Origin of the sequence: Rhodococcus sp. APC 3903 (genome assembly GCF_030407755.1) — a bacterium.
Taxonomy (GTDB): Bacteria; Actinomycetota; Actinomycetes; order Mycobacteriales; family Mycobacteriaceae; genus Rhodococcus_F; species Rhodococcus_F erythropolis.
This window is the reverse complement of the sequence record NZ_JASDCV010000006.1, coordinates 226,504-250,614: the sequence shown is the minus strand read 5'-3', so window position 1 is coordinate 250,614 and position 24,111 is coordinate 226,504. Positions and strand designations below refer to the sequence as shown.

The following is a 24,111-nucleotide window of genomic DNA, read 5'->3' as shown; positions in this document are numbered from 1 at the left end:
GGTAGCTGCGACTGCAAGTACCGCCAACTCCGTCCGAACGGGTGTTCAGACCGATGCGGCTTCGAGACGCGGATGTGACGTGGAAGCCTGGGTCGACCGCAATCGACGGAATCGGACCACGGCAACGACGGCGGCAACAGCGGCGAGGATCACCAACGGCAGTGACGGACCCATCGTGGGTTCGATGACAACCAGTAGCACCGGCAGTCCGAATCCGAGATAGGTGCCGACGTAGAAGATCCCGGTCAAAGCGCCCCGCGAGGCCGGGGGAGCCAGCGACTCGAGGTCGAGCAGTCCCTCACGCAGACACAGTCCGTAGGCCGTACCGAGGACGAGCGCGCAGACGATGAACAACCCGAGCGCGGGGTGCGCGCCGCCGACTGCGACCAGGCAGTATCCGAGTGCCGCCAGTGCGGCGCCGACCGTGCCGGCCTGAGGACCCCAATTGCGATGGCGCGCAGCGGTTTGAACCAGGATTCCAGCACTCAGAGTCAGCGCCGCGGCGAAACCCGGAAGGAGAGGACCTGAGTAGCGGTCGCCGAGCCTGGCCGTCATGGTCACGAAAGACACTGTTGCGCTGGCGAACACCCATGGCGCCAACGGAAGTGCCCAGAGCAGTGCGACCTTCACACCGGTTCCCGACCGCTCTGCGCGGTCGGGAATCTGTGTGAACATCGCAGCTTTGGTGGGAGCAGGAGTACGACTCCACACAGCTGCCGCGGCAACCGAACCCACCGACAAGACGGCCGAGACGACAAAGGGCGTAGCGAGTGGGAAGGCGGCAAATTGTGCCAACAGACCCGAAAACAGTGGTCCCAGTGCAAAACCTGAGGTGAGTGCGACACCCGCCATCACGGTTCCGGACTTGCCGCGAAGGTCAGCCGCCCACGCGGTACCGGCGCCGATTGCCAGACCGGCACCGATACCGACTACGAGGCGCCCGACCATGAGCCCGGGCGCGTCGTGCCAGAGAAGAAGAATCAAGGTTCCGAGCGAGGCTATGAGTGCTCCGGGAAGGACGAGTACAGCTCGGCCGACGCGGTCCGACAGTGCTCCACCGGTCAACAGGCCGGGTAGGAGTCCGAGCGCATAGATACCGAAAACACCGTCGAGCACGGTATGCGAAAGGCCCTCGTCCACCCGGAGAACCGGGATGAGCGAAGCAAAGTGGTTGGCGGCCCAACCCGTCGAAAGTAGTACGGCCAGTACCGAGATGAACCCGCGACGGGATGGATCGCCCATACCGGCAGCTTAGGCGGGCACCAGATCGCTCACGTCGGCGAGGAGTTCGAACGTGCGCAACCATGCCTCGCGGTTGGTGCCGGTCGACACCGTGATCAGCTCGTCGGCCTGCGCATGCTCGGTGAACTCGTCGAGGTACGCACGCACCTCGGCGGGCGTGCCGATGGCGCTGTACTTGGTCATTTGCAGAACCTGCTGACCGGCGGGGGAGTCGAGCAGCATGTCCGCTTCGTCGTCCGTGAATTTACGTCCACGCCCGAGAAGAAGACTGACGCGCGAACGCTTGGCCGCGAGGAAGTCCTGCTGAGCCTGCTCGTGGGTGTCGGCGGCGATGACGTTGACGCCGGCGATGACGTACGGCTCCGCCAACTGCTCCGACGGCTTGAACTCGCGTCGGTAGATTGCGACGGCGTCGCGCAGGGCGTTGGGGGCGAAGTGCGAGGCAAATGCATACGGCAGGCCGAGCATCGCGGCGAGCTTGGCGCCGAACAGTGACGATCCGAGAATGTAGAGCGGAACGTGAGTGCCCTTACCGGGAACGGCATTGATTCCGGGGACGCGCGAGGTGTCGCCGAGGTAGCCCTGAAGCTCGAGTACGTCCTGCGGGAAGCTGTCCGAAGAACTCGGGTCGCGTCGCAAAGCCTGCATCGTCTTCTGATCACTACCGGGCGCGCGGCCGAGACCGAGATCGATTCGACCGGGGTGCAAAGTCTCGAGGGTGCCGAACTGCTCGGCGATCGTCAGCGGTGCGTGGTTGGGCAGCATGATTCCACCGGCGCCGAGGCGGATTTTGCTGGTGTTCGCGGCGACGTGGCTGATCAGAACGCTGGTTGCCGAAGACGCGATGGAACCCATGTTGTGGTGCTCGGCGTACCAGATTCGCTTGTAGCCCCACTCCTCGGCACGCTGCGCCAAGGTCACGCTGGCGTCGAAGCTGTCTTTGGCGGTTTCGTCGTCCCCGATGTGGGCGAGGTCGAGGATGGAAAGTGGTACGGCCATGGAGGTGGAGCCTTTCTCAGCGAATAGAACGCAAGCGTCGTTGGAAGGTGCAACCATCTGGCCGGCTTTCCTATTTCCCCCTGGTCAACGCCCACAGATGGCGGCGAGGAGGAGAAGGCGTCAAGTCTTTGTCTCAATTTCGGTCATTTCGAATATTTCGGGTGAAAGTGGGGGCTAGATTTCCCGAATCGGAGGTTCTTTCGCATTCCAAGTGAATCGAGACCAGCATGGCCACTGATCGGAAGGCTGTAAACAAGCGCAAAGTACGTGCATTACTAGCCGGAGGACTTGTCCTCGGTATCGGCGCCGCTGTCACCTTGGCAGCGTGGACAGACAATGTTTTCGGCGACGCGCAGTTCAAGACGGGAAGTTGGAATCTCCAGGGCAGTTTCGACGGACTGACGACCTGGGGTGAGTATCAAGTCGACGCTTCCGCCGGCCACTTCCAATTCAGCACGGGATTCAACACACTCGCACCCGGAACGACGGTATATGCGCCGGTAGCGCTACGGATCGGTCCCACGGCCAGCACTTTCGGCGCGACGGTACAACTACTCGGTGCGACGGGCGGTGATGCCGATCTCAAACCCGCCCTGCGGTACTCGGTGTATCGAGGTGTCTCCTCCACGGCCTGCACGGCGGCGGGAATTGGAGCAGGCACAGCATGGGTGGGCACGACAGCTAGTCCGGTGGCCTTGACGGCAGGTTCGGGGTCGGATGTCGCCTTGCTAGGCACGGGTGTGCCGGTCGAACTGTGCTTCGCGGTCACGCTGCCCGCCGGAGTCGACCCCTCGATCGTGTCGGGCAAGGACACCGGGCGCTTGCTCTGGCAGTTCACCGGCCAGTCCACCCCCTGACGCCTGCGTGGTCACACGGCGAATGCGTCAGGTGTACGCACTGGCGGCCTCGGGACTCGTCCTGGGTATCGGTGCAACCACCGTGGCTGCCAGTTGGGTGGACAGCACGATGGGCGATGCATCGTTTCGCACCGGAACCTTCGGAATCGAGTCGAACGTCGGCGGTGGATGGTCGTCGCATGCATCCAGTGCCCCTGGCATTTTCACGTACACACCCTCGGCGCTCCTGATTCGCCCCGGTGCGTTCTCGTACGGCCCGATATCTCTTCGAACAGTGCCGGTCTCGCCGGCAGCATCCGTCACTCTGCAGGCGGCCACGGTTGCCGGTGACTCCACTCTGGCGTCGGCGCTTCGGTATCGGGTGGTCAAGTCGACGACCTGTGATGCGTCAGCCTTCTCCACGGGAACACCACAATTCGTGGTGGGAAGTGCGACGGTGTTTCCGTCGCTCTCAACTGGTTCCGCAGTCGGGGCCATCGCGCTACCCGCCGGTGGAGCGTCCCCGGGCGCCGCGGTGGCGCTGTGCTTCGAGATTTCGCTGCCCGGAACCTCGGCTAATTGGAGTAACTCGGCGTTGATCGGTAAAACGGCAACTCCCACTTGGCAGTTCAGTGCAACACCCTGAAGGAGCTGCAATGCCAACACATGCCCGGGCAACACATGCCCGGACGAAGAAGCGTTCGGTCCCCACGATCATCGGGGACTGCATCCTTCAGGTTCTCGCTGCCGGTGGGGTTGTTTGTATCGCTTTGGTGATCTGTGCCGTCGCCTTCGACATCACACTGATCATGTTCAAGACCGGATCGATGTCGCCGACCATTCCGACCGGATCTCTGGCAGTTGTACGGGAAGTACCGGCAGATTCCGTCGAGGTGGGCGACGTCGTCACCGTCGATCGGGGAGTGTCCGAACTGCCGGTGACCCACCGGGTCGTCTCCGCTCGTACCCAGGACAACGGCATCACGATTCTCGATCTCAAGGGTGATGCCAACGCTTCGGCTGATCCCGCGGTATACGAGGTCACCACGGTCCGAAAGGTGCTCTGGCACGTTCCGGGATTGGCGCGGGTGATCGTCTACTTCTCGAATCCTCTTGTGCTGGGGGCGATCACGCTGACCATGGCCGCTTTGGTGGTCGCGGTATTCTGGCCGCGCAATACCGATGGCGACGATGATGCCGACTTGGCCGACCCGAAAACCGAACCCATTCAGGTTCTTCTACCGCCGGACGGCGGGAGGCAATGAAGCGTCGCCACCTGTTCTCAGTCATCGTATTGGCAGTTGCGGTTGTTCTGGGCTCCGGTTTCTCGTCTCACCCACTGTTCGGAGAGACCGAAGCGGCGTGGACAGACTCCGAATACGTGACCGGTCCGATTTCCACCGGTTCATGGACGACGAGTGGGTACGGCAGAGGCGCCGGCGGGCTCGGGTTGTCCAGTGGCGGAATCGTGATAGATCTTTTCGGCAGTTCGATGTTCGAAGGTGTCTCACAACAGAACACGATTGGAAAAGACCTGGACACAACCAATCTTGTGGTTGCAAAGCTGCTGGGCGTCAACTCGTTGTCCCGGACCGGATCGATCTCGTCGTGCGCTGCCTACTCGGTCGGGCAGCCTGCGAGCGGCCGCTGCCAGTCGGCAATTGTTTCGGATACCGATGCGACGTCGACACTCACCTCGATGACCGTGACAGTGAACTTGCTGTCCCTACTGGGGATTGATCTGGTCAGTGCGCCGATAGTCACTGTGGCATCGCCGATTACGGCAGGGGCTGCGTGCGATACCTCGAACAGGGCATCGGTATCGGCGAGTAGCCCCACGAATCAGGTGACGGTGGGATCTCGCGTCCTCACGATTCCACAGCCTGCCGAGAACGCATCGGTGACGGTGACAGGGGCGGACGCCACTGTGAACGCCGCTGGCTTGGCGACGATTCAATACACGAACATCAAGCTCGTGAGCACGCGAACGTCCACGGCAACAACGGCGCAATCGACGCTGAGCGTAAGTCTTTCGATGGCAGCTTTTGCGATTCTGGGGGCGCAGATACTGGGCACCACAAACGTGACGTTCAATCTTGTAACGGCCCAATGCGGAATTGGCAACGCGACATACCCGGTCACGCCGCTGAGCCTCCCAACCGGATTTGCTGCGCGTGCGGTCAGCCCGACGCCTACTTCGGTGAGCGAACCCCCATCATCGACGACTTCTTCGACCACAGCAGCTGAGACCACAGCAGCTGAGACCACAGCAGCTGAGACCACGGCAGCTGAGAACACTGCAGGGATGACGACCACCGCGTCTGTGCCGACACCGACAGCAATCCCGACATCGACAGCAACGCCGACATCGACAGCAACGCCGACAACGCCGACAACGACGGCTACACCAACCACGAGTACACCGGCTCCGGCGGACCCAATCGGGACAGTAATCCAGGGGCCCGTCGGTTCGAGTATCTCCGCCTTCACCACGGATGACGGACTCACCTGCGACGTTGCGCCTGATGCGGACTACACGAGCGAAGTTGCAGTCGAATGCTCGGACGGCACAACGGGTACGGTCCCCGGTTCTGAACTCGGCCCGAAGCCAACCGCACCGGGGGAGTACCTCAGGATCCCCCTGACGAGAGACCACGTCACCGGAGTCGTCACCCTGAACTCAGCGACACGACGCTGATCAGTTACGCACGGCATTGGCCATGGCGGCCAATGAGAGGGCCTGACGAGCACGGTCGAGGACAACCGCACGAGAGATGTCGATGTGCGATACCAGCGCCTCGTGGGCTTGCGGAATCTTGCCGTCCAGAACCAGTTCGACGACGGAGATATGTTCCTCCACGGTGGCCTTCATGCGGTCGGGAGTCAGGTAGTCGAACATCCGCACGGGGCGCAGCTTCGAGTTGACGGCCTGCAAGGCGTCGACCAACGCGTGGTTTCCGGACGAGGCGAGGAGCGCGATGTGGAACTCCTCGTCGAGCGTCACGAAACCGGCGTCCGGTACCGGCATCTGTTTGAGAAATGCGTACCACTTGTCGAGCTCGGAACCGAGCGCGTCTCGATCATGAGCGTGGGCCTCACCGTCGAGTACCCGACGAAGCCCGTGCACCTCGAGGAGTATGCGCAGCTCGTAGAGTCCACCCAACTCGTCGAGGTGCGGTCGGTACGGAAAGAGTCCATGTTCGTCGCGCTCGACCAGCCCGTCGGATTCCAACTTTGCGAGCGCTTCGCGCACCGGTGTTCGCGAGACACCGTAGAGATGGGCCAGGCGTTCCTCGCCCAGTCGTTCCGAGGGCGCGATCTGACCGGACATCAGATCGTTTCGGATCGACCGGTAAACCTGTTCGCGCAGCGGCGGCCGCACACTCATGTCAGATTGCCATCGCTCGACGAACCGCCTCGGTGGACGTGGTGCCGCCCTCACCGGTCGAGGTCACGTGTCCGGCCGCGAGAATGCTGTAATGCTGAGCAGATTGGAGCGCGAAACCGATGTGCTGCTCGACAAGGAGGACACCGAGATCGCCGCGCTCGGTGAGTTCCATGACGGTTCTTTCGATTTCGGCGACCACGTTGGGCTGAATGCCCTCGGTTGGTTCGTCGAGGATGAGGATCTTGGGCTCGGTGATCAAGGCGCGGGCGATGGCAAGTTGTTGTCGCTGCCCACCGGAGAGAAGTCCTGCGCGACGGTCGAGGAGTGTGGTGAGCGCGGGAAACAGATCCAATGCCTCTGCGATGAGTGCCTTTCCGCGTTTGCGCCCGTCGGCGACCACCCGAAGATTCTCGGCAGTTGTCAGTTGTCCGAACGACTGCTGACCCTGCGGTACGTAGGCAAGTCCGCGAGCGACGCGGGCGCTCGGTCGTAGTCCGGTGATGTCCTCTCCGTTCAGAAGTACCTTTCCGCGTGTGGGTTTGATCAGACCGACGGCGGCGCGCAGCAAGGTGGTCTTGCCTGCTCCGTTGTGACCCATGACTGCCGCAACCCCGTCGCTGGGAACCAGCAGGGAAACGCCGTGGATCACTTCGGTGCGTCCGTAGCCGGCGCGGATGTCGACGAGCTCGAGCATGATTCAGTCCTCCGGGGTCGGTTCGGTGTCGGCGCCGAGATCGGTTCCGGCAGCGGCTGTGCCGAGATAGACCTCTTGCACCTTGGGGTCGGCTTGAACCTCCGCCACAGTTCCTTCGGCGAGTACTTTCCCAGCGGCGAGCACTGTGACGGACGTGGCGAACGATCGCATGAAGTCCATGTCGTGCTCGACCACGACGACGGTTCGTGCACCGCCGATGCGCCGTAGAAGGTTTCCGGTTTCCTCGCGCTCCTCCAGGCTCATCCCAGCGACGGGCTCGTCGAGTAGTAGCACGGAACAGTTCTGCACCAACAACATTCCGATTTCGAGCCACTGTTTCTGCCCGTGCGCCAGAATGCCCGCGGGAGTGTCTCTGAGGTGCTCCAAGCCGGTTGTCTCCAGAGCCTCCTCGATCTCGGGGAGCACACCTTTGCGCCTTCGGAGCAGGTTCCACGCCGATCGACCGGCTCCCGCCGCGATGTCGAGATTCTGCAGCACCGAGAGTTCTTCGAAGACGCTTGCCGTCTGGAAGGTTCGACCGACGCCGAGGCGGGCGATCTTGTGAACCTTCTTGCCGAGCAACTGCTCGCCGGACTTCGTGATCGAACCCGTCGCGGGAACGAGTCCGGTGATGGCGTCGACCAACGTTGTCTTTCCAGCCCCGTTCGGGCCGATGAGAAACCTGAGGTCGCCCTGCATGAGGGTCAAGTCGACGCCGTCGACGGCCTTGAAACCGTCGAAGCTGACCGAAAGGTTCCGTACTTCGAGGTACTCGGACGACATTCCGGCGTTGCCGCCCAGTGCCGGTGTGGGTTCGCTGGTGGCGGTTGTGTTGGTCATGACGACACCTCCACTGGTTCGGGTTGGGAGACCTTGACCGGCGGGTCGGCCGGGGTCTCACGCTTCTTGCGGTGGCGCATCAGGGCGAACAATCCGGCCACACCTGCCGGGAAGAACCCGACCACGACGATGAACATCAACCCTTGTGCGTAGATCCATCCCGAAGGGAGTTTCTCCGAGAATGTCGACTGCGCCCACGCGACGCCGATCGCACCGAGTACCGGACCCAGAAGCGTTGCGCGGCCACCGATCGCGACCCCGATGAGGAAGGCGATTGACGGTACAATCCCGACGTCGGCGGGGGAGATGATGCCCACGATCGGAACGAACAGCGCACCGGCGATACCGGCGAGGAACGCCGCGGTCACGTAGGCGACCAGTTTGATGTTCGCCGGATCGTATCCGAGGAAACGTACGCGCTCCTCTTGATCGCGGACGGCGACGAGGAGTTCGCCGTATCGGGAGTTCATCAGCTGGCGAATCAGAGCGACCGATGCGAGAAGAACTCCGGCGGCGATGAAGAACAACATCTGCTTGTTCGCCGGATCGTTGAGGTTGAAACCGAAGAAGGTGCGAAAGCGGTTGAGGCCGTTGCTGCCACCGATCGACTGCTGGCCGATCAGGAGGATCGCGAAAGCCGCGGCGAGTGCTTGCGAGAGGATCGCGAAGTATGCGCCCTTGACTCTCCGCTTGAACACACCGAGTCCGAGGAGAAAGGCAACAGCGGCCGGCAGGAAAAGGATGGCGAAGATCGCCACGAATGGCGAGGCGAACGGTTGCCAGTATCCCGGAAGTTCGGTCTTGCCCGCGATGGACATGAAGTCCGGTACCGCGTCGCCCTTGAGTTCGGCATCGGCGATCTTGAGGTGCATCGCCATCACGTATGCGCCGATTCCGAAGAAGACGCCCTGGCCGAGCGTGAGCATTCCGCCTCTGCCCCAGGCCAAGCCGATGCCGACAGCGACTATGGCGAAGCACAGGAATTTGGCCAACAGTGACAGCCTGAAGTCCGAGAGCACAGCCGGGGCGATGGCGAACAGCACGATCGCGGCAAGTGCAAAACCGCCCCACACCCGAATTCGGGACTTGTTCAGGATGCTCATACGAGGCTCCTCGTCTTGACTGCGAACAGGCCCTGCGGCCGAACTTGAAGGAAGACGACGATGATGACGAACACGATCACCTTCGCGATCGACGCTGTCGTCGAGTACTCGATGAACGAGTTCAAGATGCCGAGGGCGAAGGCTGCGATCACGGCTCCCTTCATCTGACCGAGACCGCCGACGACAACAACCAGGAAGGCGTCGATCAGATACGACTGGCCGATGGTCGGGCTGGTGGAACCGATGAGCGTCAACGCGACACCCGCGACGCCGGCGAGTCCGGAACCGAGGAAGAAGGTCGTGATGTCCGTACGACGAGAGGAGATTCCGCTCGTCTCGGCCAGATCGCGATTCTGCACGACGGCCCGGATGCGTCGACCCATCGACGACTGCTTCAGTGCGACCGAAAGCGCGATCACCGCTGCGATCGCCAACACCAGAATGAAGATGCGGGTTTTCGGTACCACGGCGCCGAAAATATCGACCCCGCCCGAAAGCCAGCTCGGCGCCGAAACATTGACCGCGGGCGCGCCGAAGATGTCGCGCGCCAACTGCTGAAGAATCAACCCGACGCCGAATGTCACCAACAGGGTGTCGAGGGGTCGGTGGTACATCCGCGATACCAGTACCACTTCGAGCACGACACCCATCAGTCCGCCGACGACAAAACCGACGAGCAGAGAAATGATCAACGATCCCGTTGCATTCGAGATCACCTGCTGCACTACGTATGCGGTGTACGAGCCGGCCATGATGAACTCGCCGTGTGCCATGTTGATGACACCCATCTGCCCGAACGTGAGAGACAATCCCAACGCTGCCAACAGGAGAATCGATCCGATACTCAAACCCGTGAACAACTGTCCGATCACAACATCCATGACAGACGCTCCACCTCTCTACTCGTCGATTCCGTCAATTCCGCCTTTCGTCGATCAGCTGCCGAGTCCCTCGGCCCAGGGGTAGTTCTTCAGGTACGGATCCGGCTCGATCGGCTGTCCCGAATCCCAGACCGTGTAGATCAGTCCGTCGGAACGGATTTCGCCGATTCGGGCAGTCTTGGTGATGTGGTGGTTGTCGCCGTCGATGGTGACGAGTCCTTCGGGTGCCTGGAAGGTCACACCGTCGGCGTTGTCCTGAATATCCTTGACCGCAAACGAGTTGGCCTTCTCGACTGTGTTCTTCCAGAGGTAGACGGAGGTGTATGCCGCTTCCATCGGATCGGACGTGGGCTTGTCCTGGCCGAACTTCGCCTTGTACGCCTCGACGAACTTCTTGTTCTCGGGGGAGTCGATGGTCTGGTAGTAGTTCCACGCCGTCAGCTGGCCTTCGACGTTCTGGACTCCGATACCGCCGACCTCTTCCTCCGCAATGGAGACGGAGACGACGGGCATGTCGGCGGGCTTCAGGCCGACATTCGAGTATTCACGGAAGAACGCGACGTTGGAATCACCGTTGAGTGTGTTGAACACGGCATCGGCGTCGGCTGTGCGGACCTTGTTCACGATGGTGGAGAAGTCGGTCGAGCCCAATGGCGTGTAATCCTCGCCCTTGATCTCGATGCCGTTCGCTGCCGCGTACGCCTTGATGATGCGGTTGGCGGTCTGCGGGAACACGTAGTCGCTGCCGACCAGATACAGCGACTTGACGCCCTTCTCCTTCAGGTAATCCAGAGCGGGGATGATCTGCTGATTGGTCGTTGCACCCGTGTAGAAGATGTTCTTCGAATCTTCCAGCCCCTCGTACTGGACCGGGTAGTAGAGCAAGGAATTGTTGTCCTCGAACACCGGCAGCATGGCCTTGCGGCTCGAGGAAGTCCAGCCACCGAAAACTGCTGCGACGCAATCGCTGCTGATCAGTTTCTCGGCCTTCTCGGCGAACACTGTCGGCTCCGACGCGCCGTCCTCTGCCACGATCTGGATCTTCTTGCCCAGCACACCGCCGGAATCGTTGATCTCCTGCACCGCCAACGAGATGGAGTCGCGGACCGTCACTTCACTGATGGCCATGGTGCCCGAGAGTGAATTCAGAGAACCGACCTTGATCGTGTCCCCCGAGGTGTCGACGCACGACGTAGCCGTCGAATCTCCCGATGCGGTGTCTGTCGCCTTGCTTCCGCAGCCGGTGAGAACCAAGCCCAGCGCGGCGAGAGCGGCCGGCGCGGCAAGGGTGCGCTTCGAGAAGGTTCGCATGTACGGGCCTTTCGTGTCGATGGCTCTGGCAGACAATGGCTCTGACAGATCTGTATCCGGAGTGCGTATACAACGCTGTATTCGTCGAGTGCACAGAGTAGGTGGAAGTTGTTGCGGTGGAATGACTGTCGGTGACAAGTGTGTGTCCGGTGTTTCGATTGGATGTCCAGGACCTCACACCGCAGGTCAGCGAGGGTGCGGTGTTAGCATCGACGAGAAATTGATCAAGCACTCGCTTGACGATCGGAACGTCGGAAGGATCTTCTCGTGCGCTCGACCCGACGGGACGAAATACTCGCTCATGCGGCCAAGCTGTTCAGTGAGCGGGGAATCGCCGCGACGACGGTACGCGACATCGCCGACGAAGTCGGGATTCTCTCCGGCAGCCTCTACCACTACTTCGACTCCAAGGATGCGATAGCCAACGAGATCGTCGTCCGGTTTCTCGAAGACCTCAACGTCAGGTACGAAGACTCGATCGAGTCGGGAGGTTCGGCCCGAGATCGCCTGGCAACGATGGTCTCGGTGTCTTTTGCATCGGCGGTGGATCACCCGTATGCCACGGAGGTCTATCAGGGAGAAGCCATACTTTCGTCGCAACCGGCGGACGCGCCCATCACCATCCTGGTTCAGAAGGCACACAGCTACTGGCGATCGGCTATCGCTCGCGGAATTGCCGACGCGGAGTTTCGGGAAGACATCGATCCCGAACAGTTTCACCGTCTCCTGCGTGAATCCGTCTGGTCCACCGTCGCGCAGTATCGCCCGCAGCTTTCCGAGTTGGCGGAGGATCTGCAGCGCAATCTGATTTCGGTTTTCCTGGACGGCTTCGCCGCACGTTCCGTCGACGGCGAGCCGGTGGCACGCATTGCGCGGCGCACGGCGAAGAAGGAAGCGCAGACCGTATCTCCTGCCTCCGAATTTGCCGAACTCCGCTCTGATGTCGACGAATTGAAGTCCGTCATTCGCGAACTCAGCTCCTCGATCCGGCAGCTGCAGAAGCCATAACACCGCAGTTTCTGCGCGTGTAGTTCGAATTTTGACTATCGGTGTGACCCAGTGCATACTTCTGTCCACACTCATAAATCAAGCGCTTGTTTGATTTACCAAGCAGAGTTTGGACGGGAGATTGATGTGAGACTCGGAAAGGCGATTGCCGTCTGCGCGGCAGTGGTCCTCGGGGCGAGCGCGTGCGCATCTGCCGGTGTCATTCCCGAAGACACCATCGTCATCGGTTTGGACGAGGACTCCACCGGGCCCGGTGCGTCGTACAGCACGATCGCCGGCAAGACCGTGCGTATGACTGTCGACCTGATCAACCAGGCCGGCGGAATCAACGGCAAGCAGGTCGAATTGGTTGTCGAGAATGACGAGAGCAGTCCCACCAAGACCCCGTCGATCATTCGGAAGTTGGTCGATCACGGATCAAGTGCGGTCATCCTCGCCACCGGCAGCGGGTCGGTGCTGCAGGCCAAGTCGATTCTCCAGCAGTCGAAGATTCCCGCGATAGCTCCGGTCGTTCTCAGCGACGCCTTTGCCTCGGCGCCCGACAACGACTTCTCGTTCATGATTCCGAACTCGTTGAAGCAGTACGCCCAGGTGTACTGCGGGGCTTTCGAGAAGATGGGGTACAAGTCCCTGGGATTTCTCGGTGACGCGAGTGCGTCCATCGACGGAATCATCAAGACCCTGCGGCCGGCGCTCGAGAAGTGCGCGAGAGTGACGGGCGTCGAAAAGGCGCCGGTCGATGCCGCGGACATCACCGCACAGGTCTCACGTCTCGCGGAAACCGAACCGGACGCGATTCTGGTCGCCAGTATCGGCGGGCACTTCGAAATCCTCGCGCACAACACCTTGTCGAAGATCACCCCACAGACGCAACGCTTCTCACTCGCTTCCATCGGAAACCAGCCCGCATCTTGGGCTTTGGCGGACCCGAAGGCGTTGAGCGGCATGGTGTACATGGGCTCGCTCAGTGAGAACAACCCGAGAACCGCCGAACTGCGTCGCAAGGTGCAGGCGGTGAAGGGGCCTGATTATCAACTGACTGCCTACGACGCACAGGCGTACGACGCCGTCATGATGTTGGCCGAGGCAATCGAAATTGCCGGCGACCACCGAGATCGGACGGCCGTTCGTGATGCTCTTCAACAGGTTTCGGCACTTCCCGCCAGCTTCGGCCAGGACGGATTGACACTGTCGTTCTCCTCGCAGGATCACCTGGCTCCGGACAGCCTCTGCGGACTGGTGCTCGTCGAATTCGGTGAGGACAACAAGCCGGCCCATCCGTGGGATTCCTACCAACCCCCGTGTGGATAACCGAGGAGCCTTGACATGACAGACGCACAACTGTGGCTCGCTGCCATCGAGATCGGTGCATTCTTTTCACTGATAGCCCTCGGAATGTATCTCGTGGTGGTCGGCGCCGATTTCTTCAATTTTGCGATGGGTCCGTATGCGATGGCTGCGGCCTTGGCGTCGAGTTGGGTCGCGATCAATTACGGGCTCGCTCTCTGGATTGCCATGCCGCTAGGGATCGCGGTAGCGGTGGCGCTGTCGATCCTGACGGAAAAGCTTGTGGTCAAACAGGTTCAGAAGCGATCGGGTCGTGGGGAACTACCGGCGTTGGTGGCTGTGACCGCAGTACTGTTCGGGATCCAGCAGCTCGCCGGCACTGTCTTCGGCCGAACACCACTTCCCGGGCAGAAGATCTTCGACTTCGATCCGATATCGGTGCTCGGTGCCACCGTCGACAGTTCGACCGTTGTACTCGTCGTCGGAACTGCAGTGATCTTCGTCGGTATCGGACTGTGGCTGAACCGGTCCACCTCGGGCCGTCTGCTTCGCGCCGTCGGCGACAGTCCGGATGCCGCCCGAGTCCTGGGCTTGCCGGTGGATCGGGTACGCCTCATCGCGTTCACCCTCGCGGGTGTGATCGCCGCCGTCGCCGGACTTCTGTTCGCTCCCAAGGCCGGTGTTCAGTTCACGAGCGGTCTGTCATGGACGCTGACGGCATTCATCGCACTCGTCATCGGTGGTACCGGCCGGAGTTGGGCTCCGCTGATCGGCGGAATGGTGTTGGGCGTCGTCCAGGTATTCGCCCCGTACTACTTCGGTGCGAGTGCTGCTCAAACCGCGATTCTGTTGATTGCCCTGGTGTTCTTCGCTTTCCGTCCGGAAGGCTTGCTCTCGAGGAAGGTTCGCGTCTGATGGCCTCGCTTTCTACCAGTCCGCTGACGTCAAATCCGCCCACTCCGGCCGGCAGTTCCCGGACGAGGATGCTCGCTGTGTCACGGGAAGCGCTGATCACCGTGGTCGTGGTCGCTGCCGTGCTGCTGTGGATGGGGCCGAGTCTGTACCGACAGGATCTGGTGTTCCTCGCTGCGACGTATTCGCTGATCGCCCTCGGCATGTACGTGCCATTCGTGCTCGCGGGATCACTGTCGATGGCGTACAGCGCGTATGCGGCGATCGGCGCGTATGCCGTTGCGCTGATCTCGGTTCGGACCGGGTTGTCGATGTGGTGGGGATGGATTCTCGGCGCCCTCGCCGCTGCAGCGGTTGCAGTACTCCTCAGCTTGGCAACGCAGAAACTCTCCGGCTTCTACCTTGCCGCTGTGACCTTGTTGTTCGGTATCGCTTTCGAGCACTGGTTGATCGACGGGCCGAGTTTCACCGGCGGGTCGGCCGGGGTCTCGGGCGTCGAGACTGTGACGATGTTCGGCTGGGAGCCACCGCGCTACGCATTGGTCGTGTTCGCGATCTTGTTCGTGTGTCTGATCGCGGTCGCTGTCGATCGACTTCGGAAATCGGTGTGGGGGCTGATGTTGCAAGCTGCCCGCGACAATCGTAATGTCGCACGGTCTTCCGGCGTCAATCCTGCGCACCTGACCGTTGTGGCGCTGGCGATCGGTGCCGCGATCGCGTCGACCGGCGGATCGCTGTTCACCGTGTCGGTGCAAGCTGTCACTCCTGAAACCTTCACTCTCAGTATTGTTTTCCTTGCAATCTTTATGCCGATCATCGGCGGTCGCGGCTCGGCGTGGGGTGCTCCGCTCGGTGCATTGATCGTGGTGATCGTGACGCTGAACATGCCCGGCTACCAGGGAAGTGGCGAACTCCTGCTTGCCGGAGCCGTCCTGGTGATCCTCATCGTGGCGCCTGGTGGGGTGATCGGGTGGAGTCAGAACGTTCTCGGTCGAATGAACCGTCTGTACAAGGAGCGTGGCAATCGATGACGCGGCTACTCGAAGTGAGCGGGCTCCACAAGTCCTACGGCGGCGTCCGCGCTGTCGACGATGTCTCGTTCAGCGTCGGACCGGGAGAGGTGATCGGCCTGGTCGGCCCGAACGGGGCAGGCAAGACCACACTGGTGGACTGCATCTTCGGCACACAGCAAGCAGACTCCGGAACCGTCGCGCTCGCCGGTGCTCCCTTGACCGGGCCGTCGGAGCGCCGTGCACGGCAAGGGCTCTCGCGCACGTTTCAACATCCGCAGCTCGCGGCGGAACTCGACGCCGTCGACAACATCATCCCGGGACTGTACGGGCACAAGATCACCTCACCTCTGCACTCGCTGTGGTGGGCGATCAAAGGACCTTTCGAGAACTGGGACCGGACAGCACAGCGGGCCCGGGAGATTGCTGCGCGATACTCGGTCACCGACGTCGAGAGTGCTTGCGGGGATCTCAGTTTGGGGGCGCAGCGTCTGGTCGAGGTGGCGCGGGCGATGGCGACCGAACCCGATGTTCTCCTGTTGGACGAACCGTTTGCCGGCGCGGATCACGACGGCATCGCTGCCATCTCCGGTGCCGTGCGATCGATTGCCGCGCAGGGCAAGGGAGTAGTCCTGGTCGATCACAACGTCGATCTCATCGCGGCGCTCGCCACCAAGATCGTGCTGCTCAATTTCGGATCAGTGGCGTTCTACGGACCACCGCAGGAGTGCTTGGCCAGCGACGCGATGCGAGAAGTCTATTTCGGTTCCGAATACGAGGAAGGCGCCTGACATGCTCGAACTCGACAGAGTCACAGTTCGATACGGATCCGCTGTCGCCGTCCGGGAAGTCTCCCTTGTCGCCCCCGCCGGTGAAGTGACAGCGATCGTCGGGCCGAACGGTGCAGGCAAGACCAGCTTGGCGGGATCCATCTACGGCTCGGTTCCCGCCACCGGGACAATCAAATTCGATGGTCGAGAGATCCAGAAATTATCGGCACTGGATCGTGTCCGCAGCGGATTTGCCTACGTACCCCAAGGCAGGCAACTGTTCATGCGAATGTCCGTTCGCGAGAACCTACGCGTCGGCGCAGACCTGCTGGGATTGAAAGCCGATGCCGTGGAAACAGCTTTCGAGAGGTTCCCGATCCTGCGTGAACGCTCCGAGAGTTATGCCGGGGTCCTCAGCGGTGGTGAGCAGCAGATGTTGGTTCTGGGGCGGGCCCTTCTGGAAACCCCGAAGGTGTTGCTCCTCGACGAGATGATGACAGGACTGGCACCGAAAATCGTCGCGGAGCTGCGAGCGCTGGTCGGGGGTCTGGCCGCCGAGGGTGTGACCGTCATCGTGACGGAACCGGCACTTACTGCACTGAAATCGGTTGTCGACCGCGGATATGTCATGCAGCGCGGCGAACTCGTCCGCGAATGCGATTCCGCAGCGACACTGGACAACGCGTACAAACAATCGATGGGCGTACTCAGCGCCGACGGGAGATGATCCACGATCATGCTTGAAACGAAGACACTCGACTTCACCGTCGGTGAATTCGCCACGAATCCGGACCGGTTCGCCGGCGTCAGCATCAGCGAAATGGTCAGGCATTGGTCTGAGACCATCCCGGACGAAACCGCCTTTGTCACTCCGGAATCGAGGGTGTCGTGGAAACAGTACGACGCGGCTGCCGATGCGATCGCGTCGGCGCTGGATCTAGCTGGTGAGGGATACGGACATGTAGCCGTGTTGCTCCCCGACACCGCTGTATTCCATGCGGCTCTCTGCGCAGCATTTCGTACCGGCCGCGTCGCCGTCGGAATCGGTTCGCGCTCGGGCATTCGCGAGATCTCTCATCTGATCGCCCGCTCGGAAGCCTCCGTTCTCGTCACCACACGCACGCTGCGCGGCGTCGATACCGCCGAACTCGTGGCGAGTCTGCGGGCAGAGCATCCCGGACTGGACGTCGTCTTCGCCGACGAACGCGCCGACGTGAGTTTCGAACGCGTGAGCGCAAACGGCGAACTCACCTCGTTGTCGGTCGAACTAAAGCAGTTCCCCGCAACCAGCCCGTGTTTTGTCACGTCAGCCGTTTCGATGCTGAACTCGACGTCCGGCACAACGGGCCTACCCAAACTGGTCACACAAACCGAGGATCGTTGGGTTGGTTTCTCCGAGATTGCCGCCGAGGCGGCGGCGATCGGTCCGGATGAGGTGTTCCTCGGTGCGGTTCCGGCACCTTTCGGATTCGGCCTCTGGACTTCGCATTTCCTGCCGGCGCTACTCGGTGCTCGCAATGTCGTCATGGAACGCTTCGACGTTTCGGTGATGATCGAGTTGATCGAGCGCGAACGGGTGACTGCTTTGAATTGTGTGAGTACACAATTCAAGATGCTGTTGCGTTCGGAGGCCGCGGAATCGGCCGATCTCTCGTCACTTCGTTTCATGTTCACCGGTGGTGAAGCCGTGCCGTATTCGGAGGCACTGGCCTTCGAACAACGTACCGGAGCGGCTGTCCTGCAGTTCTACGGATCAAACGAAACCGGCGCCGTCTCGGTGACGACGGTTTCGGACGGTTCCGATACCCGACTGAAGACGTGCGGCCACGTCATCGATCGCATGCAAGTTCGTGTATTCGACGATGCGGCAAAGGAAGTGACCGGCTCCGTCCGTCGCGGTCAGCCTGCGGTCAACGGCCCGCTGATGTGCCAGGGTTATTGGGGCGACGTCGATGCAAACGACGAGTTGTACACCGACGACGGTTGGATGCTTCTCGGCGACATCGTCGAGATCGACGAGACCGGGCGGGTGCGTGTGGTCGGGCGCAAAGCCGACATCATCATTCGAGGCGGCAAGAACATTTCCGCGGTCGAGGTCGAGGAGTACGTGCGCGCGCATCCTTCGGTGGAACTGGTCGCCGTGGTCGGAGTCGACGATCCGCTGTTCGGTGAGAAGGTCTGTGCGGTCGTCGTGTCCGCCGATGACGATCTGAGTTCGGTGGACCTGACCGCCTGGCTGCAGAGCCGAGGAGTGACCCGCGAGTACATACCCGAGTACGTGATGACGGTCGCCGAATTGCCGATGGCGGCAGGCGGCAAAGTAGCCAAGGGCGAAGTCAAGGCACTCGCGCAGCGGCGGATCGCTGAACTCGGCTGATCGCGCCTGACAGTACCGGCGTCGCGTTACGCTGATCCGGACATTTTGCCGAGAGTGAAGGAAACCCGATGACGAACCCTTCACCGCATCGGTGGCGCAGGCGCTTGCTGTGGGCTCTGGCAATTGTGTTCGTTCTGGTCGGAGCCGTGGTTCTGGCCTTCGTTCTGAGCCCGAGACCTGGCGCACTCACCGTACGATGGGTCTTCGATCGTGATGCCGTGAAAGTCACCGAGGCGCTCGAGAAGCACGCGCCCGAAGGCGTCGACTCGATCAAGGACCAGCAGTACCGCGCCGATGACGACGACGCATACCTGGATGTCTACTTTCCCGCAGCGACGACGACCGCATTGCCTACGGTGATCTGGACTCATGGCGGTGCCTGGATCTCGGGAAGCAAGTCCAACTACGCGCCGTACTACGAGTTGCTGGCCTCTCGTGGCTACACCGTTGTGTCCCTGGACTACTCACTCGGACCTGAGCACCACTATCCGACAGCGGTGCGGCAGCTCAACGACGCTCACGCGTACGTCGTCGCGAATGCGGAACGGCTGCATGTTGATCCGACGACGGTCGTTCTCGCCGGTGATTCTGCGGGAGCGCAACTCTCGAGTCAGCTCGCCACTCTCATCACTGATCCCGCGTATGCGAACCGTGTGGGCGTGGTCCCGTCGCTGCGGCCGGATCAGTTACGTGGAGTAATCCTGAACTGTGGAATCTACGACGTCGGGAACATGGTCGGCGGACCCGGCATCATCGGTTGGGGGGTTGATCGGTCCCTCTGGGCGTATACCGGCGTGCGTGACTTCATGAGTACCGACGCAGCGGATCAGATGTCGACCTTGAACTACGTCAGCGCTCAATTTCCGCCTGCCTACATCAGCGGCGGCAACGCGGATCCTTTGACAGATTCTCAGTCGAAACCGTTGGCTGACAAATTGACGGGGTTGGGAGTTGCGGTCGACACACTGTTCTATCCGGCCGATCACGTTCCGGCGCTCGGTCACGAGTATCAGTTCGATCTGGACAATGCCGACGGTCTCACTGCCCTCGATCGCACGGTTCAGTTTCTCGACGCACACACCAGCTAGTTGTCGGATGATGCTGAGACGCTGAAGAAATGGTCATTTCAGACAAAGCGCCGCGGGTGTGTTGCCGGGGAATTCTCGACTAGTCCTTTTGGTCTAGCCTGGGTGAATCCGATCCGACCCCAGGAGTTGTTGTGCGCGCGTCTTCCCCCGACAGACGGCGAAGGCGCATTGTCGGAATCGCGGCGGTATTCGTCGTCATTCTGCTGTCCGGGGTAACCGCGGCAATCGTCAGTCCGTGGCCAGGAGTTCTCCTCGTACGGTGGATGTCAGCGGGTGGCTCCGAAGCGACTCACGCACAACTCGACAGGCATGCACCGTCAGGAATCGTCTCGATTCTCGATCAGTCGTACCGCGACGGCGACGACGATGCACAACTGGACGTTTACTACCCGTCGGAGTCCACTTCGGCGCTACCCACGGTGGTCTGGGTGCACGGGGGTGGCTGGATATCAGGATCGAGAACTGATGCCGACGGTTACTACAAACTGTTGGCAAATCAAGGCTTCACAGTGATTTCGGTGGACTACTCACTGGGACCAGATGCGTATTACCCCACCGCAGTGAATCAACTGAACGACGCGTATCGATTTATCGTGAGCAATGCGGACAGGTTGCATGTCGATTCGAACAATCTCTTTCTTGCGGGAGATTCGGCAGGCGCGCAGTTGTCCAGTCAGTTGGCGACGGTCATGACCAGCCCTGATTACGCGTCGGAAATGGGTGTGGAGCCGGCATTACGTCCCGAGCAGATACGCGGAGTTGTCCTCGACTGTGGGGTCTTCGATCTGAAACCGCTGCTGTCACAGGGGAAGTACTTCGGTTGGGGCGTCGACAAGCAGTCGCTGTGGGGGTATCTCGGAACGAGGGACTTCGACGGGTCGACTGCAGTGGGTCAGATGTCGACACTGGGCCATGTGACCTCGGACTTTCCAGCGACGTTCATCACCGGCGGAAATGTCGACCCGCTGACCGCCAGCCAGTCGAAACCCATGGCAGAACGGCTCGCCGATCTGGGCGTCGAAGTAGACGCACTGTTCTACCCCGAAGATCACGAGCCTGCGCTGGACCACGAATATCAGTTCGACCTCGATACCGTGGACGGGATGATCGCGTTCGATCGCACAGTCGCGTTCCTGCGCAACTACGTGCGTTAGCGCGGTCAGCGAATCACGTAAGGCGAAATCGAACTCCGGTGCTCGCTGATGTCGAGGTCTTTACCCAACGGCGGGAAGGCACGCTGCGGACAGTTGAGGCGTTCGCAGACACGGCAGCCCGAGCCGATCGGCGTTCCCGGATTCGACTCGTCCAGATCCAGACCGTCGCTGTAGACGAGTCGGTGGGCGTGTCGAATCTCGCATCCCAATCCGATGGCGAAGATCTTTGCGGGCTGTCCGTATCGAGCCGCTCGACGTTCGACCGTGCGAGCAACCCAGAGGTATCGGCGGCCGTCGGGCATCTGTGCGATCTGGGGCATGATCTTGCCCGGATATGAGAACGTCTCGTAGACGTTCCACAGCGGGCACGTACCGCCGCTGGTGGAGAAGTGGAATCCGGTGGCGGACTGACGCTTCGACATGTTTCCGGCACGGTCGACACGGACGAACATGAACGGAACCCCGCGAAGTTTGGGGCGCTGCAGGGTCGAGAGGCGGTGGCAGATCGTCTCGTAGCTCGCGGAATAGAAGGCGGACATGCGCTCGATGTCGTACCGGAAGTCCTCGGCGACGTCGTGGAACTGGCTGTAGGGGAGCACGGTGGCCGCCGCGAAGTAGTTGGCCAATCCAAGTCGCGCCAGGGAGACCGACGCTTCGCTGGTGAAGTTGCCTTCGGCCACCAACGAGTCGAGCAGATCGCCGTGCTCGAGGTACGCGAGTTCTGTCGCGAACTTGAAGACCTGTTGCCCGCCGGAGAGCCGTGCGGAGATTTCCAGGACCCTGGTATCCGGGTCGTAACGATGAAGTATGTTCTCGCCCAGGTCGACTCGTCGAACGATCTGCACGCCGTGGACGGTTTCCAGGCGCCTGGCGATCTCGCCGGCGACGTCGCCGCGATGAAAGCGCATCCGGGCAGTGAGTTCTTCGGCCGCGGTGTCGAGATCGTGAATGTAGTTCTGCCGCTGATAGAAGTAGTCGCGCACTTCCTCGTGCGGCATGGTGATCGAACCGCTGCCGCTGCCGTCCGAGAAGCGGTCTTCCGTCGCTGCGGCGAGTTGCGCCGTGGTGTTGCGGAAGCGGCGATGCATGTTGACCATCGCCTTGGCCAGGCCCGGGTGCGTGGAGACCATCTCCGCGATTTCGTGGGCGTCGGCGTCGATGCCCATCTCCTGATCGAGGGCAACTTCACGCATTTCCGCGATCAGGCGCGTGTCGTCCTGTGGGGAGAAGAAGGTGGTGTCGACGCCGAAGACTTCACTGATTCGCAGGAGGACCGGCACGGTGAGTGGCCGGACGTCGTGCTCGATCTGATTGAGATAGCTTGCCGAGATCTCCAGCGTCTTGGCCAGCGAAGCCTGACTCAACCCGCGCTCGGTCCGCAGTTGGCGGAGCCGGACACCGACAAAGGTTTTCGACATTTTCCCAGGATACGAGTGACAGTCCGGCTTCGCAAAGGTGGGTTTGCAGAATTCGCACCGGTACCCCCTGTGAGTGGTTGAGGAGTCCTCACACTCCTCAACCACTCACGGGGCCGGAGGCCTAGACCCTGTTCTCCGAACGCGGAGCGCCGATTCCGGGATCGATCTGGAACGGTCCGCTCGACGAGGGTGCGAGGGGGAAGTCGAAGATCGCAGTCGGGAGATACACCGTCGAACATGAGTTGGGGATATCCACGACGCCAGACAGGCGGCCCTCGATCGGTGCCGCACCCAGCAGCAGGTACGCCTGCTCCGGCGCGTACCCGAACTTGGTCAGGTACTCGATCGCATGCAGGCACGCACGCTGGTAGGACAGATGTGAATCCAGGTACTTCTGTTCGCCGTCCAACGTGACGGAAGTGCCCGAGAACGCAAGCCACTCGGAATACTGCGGATCCGTGTTGCCCGGCATGAAGATGGCGTTCTCGGAAACGCCGTAGGTATCCATTCCGCCCTTGATGATGTCCACACGAAGATCGATGAAGCCGCCCATCTCGATGGCACCGCAGAAAGTGATCTCACCGTCGCCCTGGGAGAAGTGAAGATCGCCGACCGACAGATTCGCACCGTCCACGAACACCGGATAGAAGATTCGGCTGCCCTTGGTGAGGTTCTTGATGTCCTGGTTTCCGCCGTTCTCACGCGGGGGAGCGGTGCGAGCCGCCTCGCCGGCCACGCGGGTGTACTCGTCACCGGTCAAGGTTCCCAGTACTGCATCGCGGGGCTCGGGCGGAAGTGCAAGCGGGGGAACCCGATTGGGATCGGTGGCAATGAGGGCGCCCTCGCGGGCATTCCACTTGGCGAGCAAGGCTGCCGACGGAGCCGTGCCCATGAGTCCCGGGTGGACGATGCCCGTGAACGAGACGTGCGGAATGTGACGCGACGTCGCCGTTTGGCCGGAGAAATCCCAGACGGCCTTGTACGCGTCGGGGAACTGTTCGGTGAGGAAGCCGCCGCCGTTGTTTCGCGGGAAGATGCCCGTGTACCCCCAGCCTTGGCCGGCCAACGGACCCGAATCTTCTTGGGGGATAGGCCCGATATCCAAGATGTCGACGATCAAGAGGTCGCCGGGCTTTGCGCCTTCGACGGAAAAGGGGCCGGACAACGTGTGGACCGTGGTCAGTGGTGCATTGAGAATGTCGTCGGCCGAGTCGTCGTTGTGTATTGCGCCGTCGAACCATTCGCGGCAATGGACACGAAACGCATCACCGGGTTTCACCGTCACCGCCGCCGGGATGTCCGGGTGCCACCGATTGTGGCCGACGATCGCCTGGTCGGTGAATTTCTTGGCGGAATCGAGTGGAAACAGCAGTTCAGGCATATGCACTCCTCATTCTCGAAGAAACGGAAAACTCGTGGCGGCAGGACTTTCGTGTCGGATCGGGACTCACGGCCAGGACGCGCGGTGAGGACGCTCAGGGGCGAGGTAGCTTGCGGTGCAACGGATTGGACGTCGTCGGGGCAGATTGTCGGCCGCGGCCCGGTAGTGACCCACTGACCACGGCAGGCTCGTGAGCTGATCGGGCAGTGCTGTCCAGTAAACCCATCGCGGTTGACGAGCGGTGGCTCAAACGGGGAGACGAGACAACACGCTTCGATTCGAGACTGCACTGGGGGCAACGGATCGACTGGGGCACTTCGGCCATCGCGAACGACCGCTCGAGCGGGCCGCAGCCGGTACAGCGAAACTCGTACAGAGGCATGCGGTCACGCTATCGGAGGATCCGTAAGTG

The 24,111-nt window shown here is 61.3% G+C and carries 25 protein-coding genes; 12 read left to right on the top strand and 13 right to left on the bottom strand.

Features of this window, described 5'->3' with window-relative positions:
• Positions 1–45 precede the first annotated feature (45 nt).
• On the bottom strand, positions 46–1,242 hold the full coding sequence (locus QMA15_RS11185; protein WP_279163246.1) for an MFS transporter: 1,197 nt from the start codon (positions 1,240–1,242) through the stop codon (positions 46–48).
• A gap of 9 nt (positions 1,243–1,251) precedes the next feature.
• On the bottom strand, positions 1,252–2,241 hold the full coding sequence (locus tag QMA15_RS11180) for an LLM class flavin-dependent oxidoreductase (protein WP_020906723.1): 990 nt from the start codon (positions 2,239–2,241) through the stop codon (positions 1,252–1,254).
• A 227-nt stretch (positions 2,242–2,468) separates the two neighbouring features.
• On the opposite strand from QMA15_RS11180, the gene QMA15_RS11175 reads away from it, so the two are divergent.
• The 3 genes from QMA15_RS11175 to QMA15_RS11165 are packed head-to-tail and all read left to right on the top strand — an operon-like array spanning position 2,469 to position 4,342.
• Positions 2,469–3,098 (top strand): SipW-dependent-type signal peptide-containing protein, encoded by a 630-nt coding sequence (locus tag QMA15_RS11175; RefSeq protein ID WP_019744453.1) that lies wholly within the window; start codon positions 2,469–2,471, stop codon positions 3,096–3,098.
• A 7-nt stretch (positions 3,099–3,105) separates the two neighbouring features.
• Positions 3,106–3,723, top strand: coding sequence for a hypothetical protein (locus QMA15_RS11170; RefSeq protein ID WP_020906724.1), 618 nt, complete (start codon positions 3,106–3,108; stop codon positions 3,721–3,723).
• A 10-nt stretch (positions 3,724–3,733) separates the two neighbouring features.
• Complete coding sequence (locus QMA15_RS11165; RefSeq protein ID WP_019744451.1) at positions 3,734–4,342, top strand: signal peptidase I; 609 nt, start codon at positions 3,734–3,736, stop codon at positions 4,340–4,342.
• A gap of 352 nt (positions 4,343–4,694) precedes the next feature.
• Here QMA15_RS11165 and QMA15_RS11160 read toward each other — a convergent pair whose 3' ends face one another.
• The 8 genes from QMA15_RS11160 to urtA form a co-directional block, all read right to left on the bottom strand.
• Complete coding sequence (locus QMA15_RS11160; protein WP_125461331.1) at positions 4,695–4,916, bottom strand: hypothetical protein; 222 nt, start codon at positions 4,914–4,916, stop codon at positions 4,695–4,697.
• A 114-nt stretch (positions 4,917–5,030) separates the two neighbouring features.
• Entirely contained in the window at positions 5,031–5,492 is a 462-nt protein-coding gene (locus tag QMA15_RS11155) for a hypothetical protein (RefSeq protein ID WP_134998258.1), read from the bottom strand.
• A 283-nt stretch (positions 5,493–5,775) separates the two neighbouring features.
• Positions 5,776–6,465 carry a GntR family transcriptional regulator gene (locus QMA15_RS11150; protein WP_019744449.1) on the bottom strand — a complete coding sequence of 230 codons (690 nt, stop codon included), beginning with the start codon at positions 6,463–6,465 and terminating at the stop codon, positions 5,776–5,778.
• Between the two features lies 1 nt (position 6,466).
• The gene (gene urtE / locus QMA15_RS11145; protein WP_003941544.1) at positions 6,467–7,159 is read right to left on the bottom strand and encodes an urea ABC transporter ATP-binding subunit UrtE; all 693 of its coding nucleotides are present in this window, start codon (positions 7,157–7,159) and stop codon (positions 6,467–6,469) included.
• Between the two features lie 3 nt (positions 7,160–7,162).
• A complete protein-coding gene (gene urtD / locus QMA15_RS11140) occupies positions 7,163–7,999 on the bottom strand; it encodes an urea ABC transporter ATP-binding protein UrtD (protein WP_019744448.1) in 837 nt (278 codons plus the stop codon).
• Positions 7,996–9,102 carry an urea ABC transporter permease subunit UrtC gene (urtC, locus tag QMA15_RS11135; RefSeq protein WP_019744447.1) on the bottom strand — a complete coding sequence of 369 codons (1,107 nt, stop codon included), beginning with the start codon at positions 9,100–9,102 and terminating at the stop codon, positions 7,996–7,998. Before urtC ends, urtD begins: the two co-directional genes overlap by 4 nt.
• Complete coding sequence (gene urtB / locus QMA15_RS11130; RefSeq protein WP_003941514.1) at positions 9,099–9,983, bottom strand: urea ABC transporter permease subunit UrtB; 885 nt, start codon at positions 9,981–9,983, stop codon at positions 9,099–9,101. The genes urtC and urtB overlap by 4 nt, the downstream gene beginning before the upstream one ends.
• A gap of 54 nt (positions 9,984–10,037) precedes the next feature.
• The gene (gene urtA / locus QMA15_RS11125) at positions 10,038–11,294 is read right to left on the bottom strand and encodes an urea ABC transporter substrate-binding protein (protein WP_019744446.1); all 1,257 of its coding nucleotides are present in this window, start codon (positions 11,292–11,294) and stop codon (positions 10,038–10,040) included.
• Positions 11,295–11,561: 267 nt separating this feature from the next.
• On the opposite strand from urtA, the gene QMA15_RS11120 reads away from it, so the two are divergent.
• The 9 genes from QMA15_RS11120 to QMA15_RS11080 all read left to right on the top strand — a co-directional run bounded on the left by QMA15_RS11120 (position 11,562) and on the right by QMA15_RS11080 (position 20,900).
• Positions 11,562–12,302 (top strand): TetR/AcrR family transcriptional regulator, encoded by a 741-nt coding sequence (locus tag QMA15_RS11120; protein ID WP_019744445.1) that lies wholly within the window; start codon positions 11,562–11,564, stop codon positions 12,300–12,302.
• 126 nt (positions 12,303–12,428) lie between these two features.
• Positions 12,429–13,613: an ABC transporter substrate-binding protein gene (locus QMA15_RS11115; protein ID WP_290284441.1), complete on the top strand. Its 1,185-nt coding sequence runs from the start codon at positions 12,429–12,431 to the stop codon at positions 13,611–13,613.
• Between the two features lie 15 nt (positions 13,614–13,628).
• Positions 13,629–14,504: a branched-chain amino acid ABC transporter permease gene (locus QMA15_RS11110; protein WP_019744443.1), complete on the top strand. Its 876-nt coding sequence runs from the start codon at positions 13,629–13,631 to the stop codon at positions 14,502–14,504.
• On the top strand, positions 14,504–15,532 hold the full coding sequence (locus QMA15_RS11105) for a branched-chain amino acid ABC transporter permease (RefSeq protein WP_019744442.1): 1,029 nt from the start codon (positions 14,504–14,506) through the stop codon (positions 15,530–15,532). Before QMA15_RS11110 ends, QMA15_RS11105 begins: the two co-directional genes overlap by 1 nt.
• A complete protein-coding gene (locus tag QMA15_RS11100; RefSeq protein ID WP_029254813.1) occupies positions 15,529–16,302 on the top strand; it encodes an ATP-binding cassette domain-containing protein in 774 nt (257 codons plus the stop codon). Before QMA15_RS11105 ends, QMA15_RS11100 begins: the two co-directional genes overlap by 4 nt.
• 1 nt (position 16,303) lies before the next feature.
• A complete protein-coding gene (locus QMA15_RS11095; protein ID WP_019744440.1) occupies positions 16,304–17,008 on the top strand; it encodes an ATP-binding cassette domain-containing protein in 705 nt (234 codons plus the stop codon).
• A 9-nt stretch (positions 17,009–17,017) separates the two neighbouring features.
• On the top strand, positions 17,018–18,658 hold the full coding sequence (locus QMA15_RS11090) for a class I adenylate-forming enzyme family protein (protein WP_029254814.1): 1,641 nt from the start codon (positions 17,018–17,020) through the stop codon (positions 18,656–18,658).
• 68 nt (positions 18,659–18,726) lie between these two features.
• Positions 18,727–19,746: an alpha/beta hydrolase gene (locus QMA15_RS11085; RefSeq protein ID WP_019744438.1), complete on the top strand. Its 1,020-nt coding sequence runs from the start codon at positions 18,727–18,729 to the stop codon at positions 19,744–19,746.
• 131 nt (positions 19,747–19,877) lie between these two features.
• A complete protein-coding gene (locus QMA15_RS11080; RefSeq protein ID WP_019744437.1) occupies positions 19,878–20,900 on the top strand; it encodes an alpha/beta hydrolase in 1,023 nt (340 codons plus the stop codon).
• Between the two features lie 5 nt (positions 20,901–20,905).
• Here QMA15_RS11080 and ramB read toward each other — a convergent pair whose 3' ends face one another.
• From ramB to QMA15_RS11065, 3 genes are all read right to left on the bottom strand, one after another.
• A complete protein-coding gene (gene ramB, locus QMA15_RS11075) occupies positions 20,906–22,318 on the bottom strand; it encodes an acetate metabolism transcriptional regulator RamB (protein WP_019744436.1) in 1,413 nt (470 codons plus the stop codon).
• 121 nt (positions 22,319–22,439) lie between these two features.
• Positions 22,440–23,699 (bottom strand): formamidase, encoded by a 1,260-nt coding sequence (fmdA, locus tag QMA15_RS11070; RefSeq protein WP_019744435.1) that lies wholly within the window; start codon positions 23,697–23,699, stop codon positions 22,440–22,442.
• A 94-nt stretch (positions 23,700–23,793) separates the two neighbouring features.
• Entirely contained in the window at positions 23,794–24,081 is a 288-nt protein-coding gene (locus tag QMA15_RS11065) for an FmdB family zinc ribbon protein (protein WP_029254816.1), read from the bottom strand.
• Positions 24,082–24,111: the final 30 nt, after the last annotated feature.

Excerpts from the sequence above, each read along its gene's own strand:
- urtC (WP_019744447.1), bottom strand. The coding sequence starts at position 9,102 with ATGAGCATCCTGAACAAGTCCCGAATTCGGGTGTGGGGCGGTTTTGCA.
- QMA15_RS11085 (WP_019744438.1), top strand. The coding sequence starts at position 18,727 with ATGACGAACCCTTCACCGCATCGGTGGCGCAGGCGCTTGCTGTGGGCT.
- QMA15_RS11110 (WP_019744443.1), top strand. The coding sequence starts at position 13,629 with ATGACAGACGCACAACTGTGGCTCGCTGCCATCGAGATCGGTGCATTC.
- urtD (WP_019744448.1), bottom strand. The coding sequence starts at position 7,999 with ATGACCAACACAACCGCCACCAGCGAACCCACACCGGCACTGGGCGGC.
- QMA15_RS11180 (WP_020906723.1), bottom strand. The coding sequence starts at position 2,241 with ATGGCCGTACCACTTTCCATCCTCGACCTCGCCCACATCGGGGACGAC.
- QMA15_RS11165 (WP_019744451.1), top strand. The coding sequence starts at position 3,734 with ATGCCAACACATGCCCGGGCAACACATGCCCGGACGAAGAAGCGTTCG.
- urtA (WP_019744446.1), bottom strand. The coding sequence starts at position 11,294 with ATGCGAACCTTCTCGAAGCGCACCCTTGCCGCGCCGGCCGCTCTCGCC.
- ramB (WP_019744436.1), bottom strand. The coding sequence starts at position 22,318 with ATGTCGAAAACCTTTGTCGGTGTCCGGCTCCGCCAACTGCGGACCGAG.
- QMA15_RS11090 (WP_029254814.1), top strand. The coding sequence starts at position 17,018 with ATGCTTGAAACGAAGACACTCGACTTCACCGTCGGTGAATTCGCCACG.
- urtB (WP_003941514.1), bottom strand. The coding sequence starts at position 9,983 with ATGGATGTTGTGATCGGACAGTTGTTCACGGGTTTGAGTATCGGATCG.
- QMA15_RS11150 (WP_019744449.1), bottom strand. The coding sequence starts at position 6,465 with ATGAGTGTGCGGCCGCCGCTGCGCGAACAGGTTTACCGGTCGATCCGA.
- QMA15_RS11100 (WP_029254813.1), top strand. The coding sequence starts at position 15,529 with ATGACGCGGCTACTCGAAGTGAGCGGGCTCCACAAGTCCTACGGCGGC.
- QMA15_RS11105 (WP_019744442.1), top strand. The coding sequence starts at position 14,504 with ATGGCCTCGCTTTCTACCAGTCCGCTGACGTCAAATCCGCCCACTCCG.
- QMA15_RS11185 (WP_279163246.1), bottom strand. The coding sequence starts at position 1,242 with ATGGGCGATCCATCCCGTCGCGGGTTCATCTCGGTACTGGCCGTACTA.
- urtE (WP_003941544.1), bottom strand. The coding sequence starts at position 7,159 with ATGCTCGAGCTCGTCGACATCCGCGCCGGCTACGGACGCACCGAAGTG.
- QMA15_RS11175 (WP_019744453.1), top strand. The coding sequence starts at position 2,469 with ATGGCCACTGATCGGAAGGCTGTAAACAAGCGCAAAGTACGTGCATTA.
- QMA15_RS11065 (WP_029254816.1), bottom strand. The coding sequence starts at position 24,081 with ATGCCTCTGTACGAGTTTCGCTGTACCGGCTGCGGCCCGCTCGAGCGG.
- fmdA (WP_019744435.1), bottom strand. The coding sequence starts at position 23,699 with ATGCCTGAACTGCTGTTTCCACTCGATTCCGCCAAGAAATTCACCGAC.
- QMA15_RS11095 (WP_019744440.1), top strand. The coding sequence starts at position 16,304 with ATGCTCGAACTCGACAGAGTCACAGTTCGATACGGATCCGCTGTCGCC.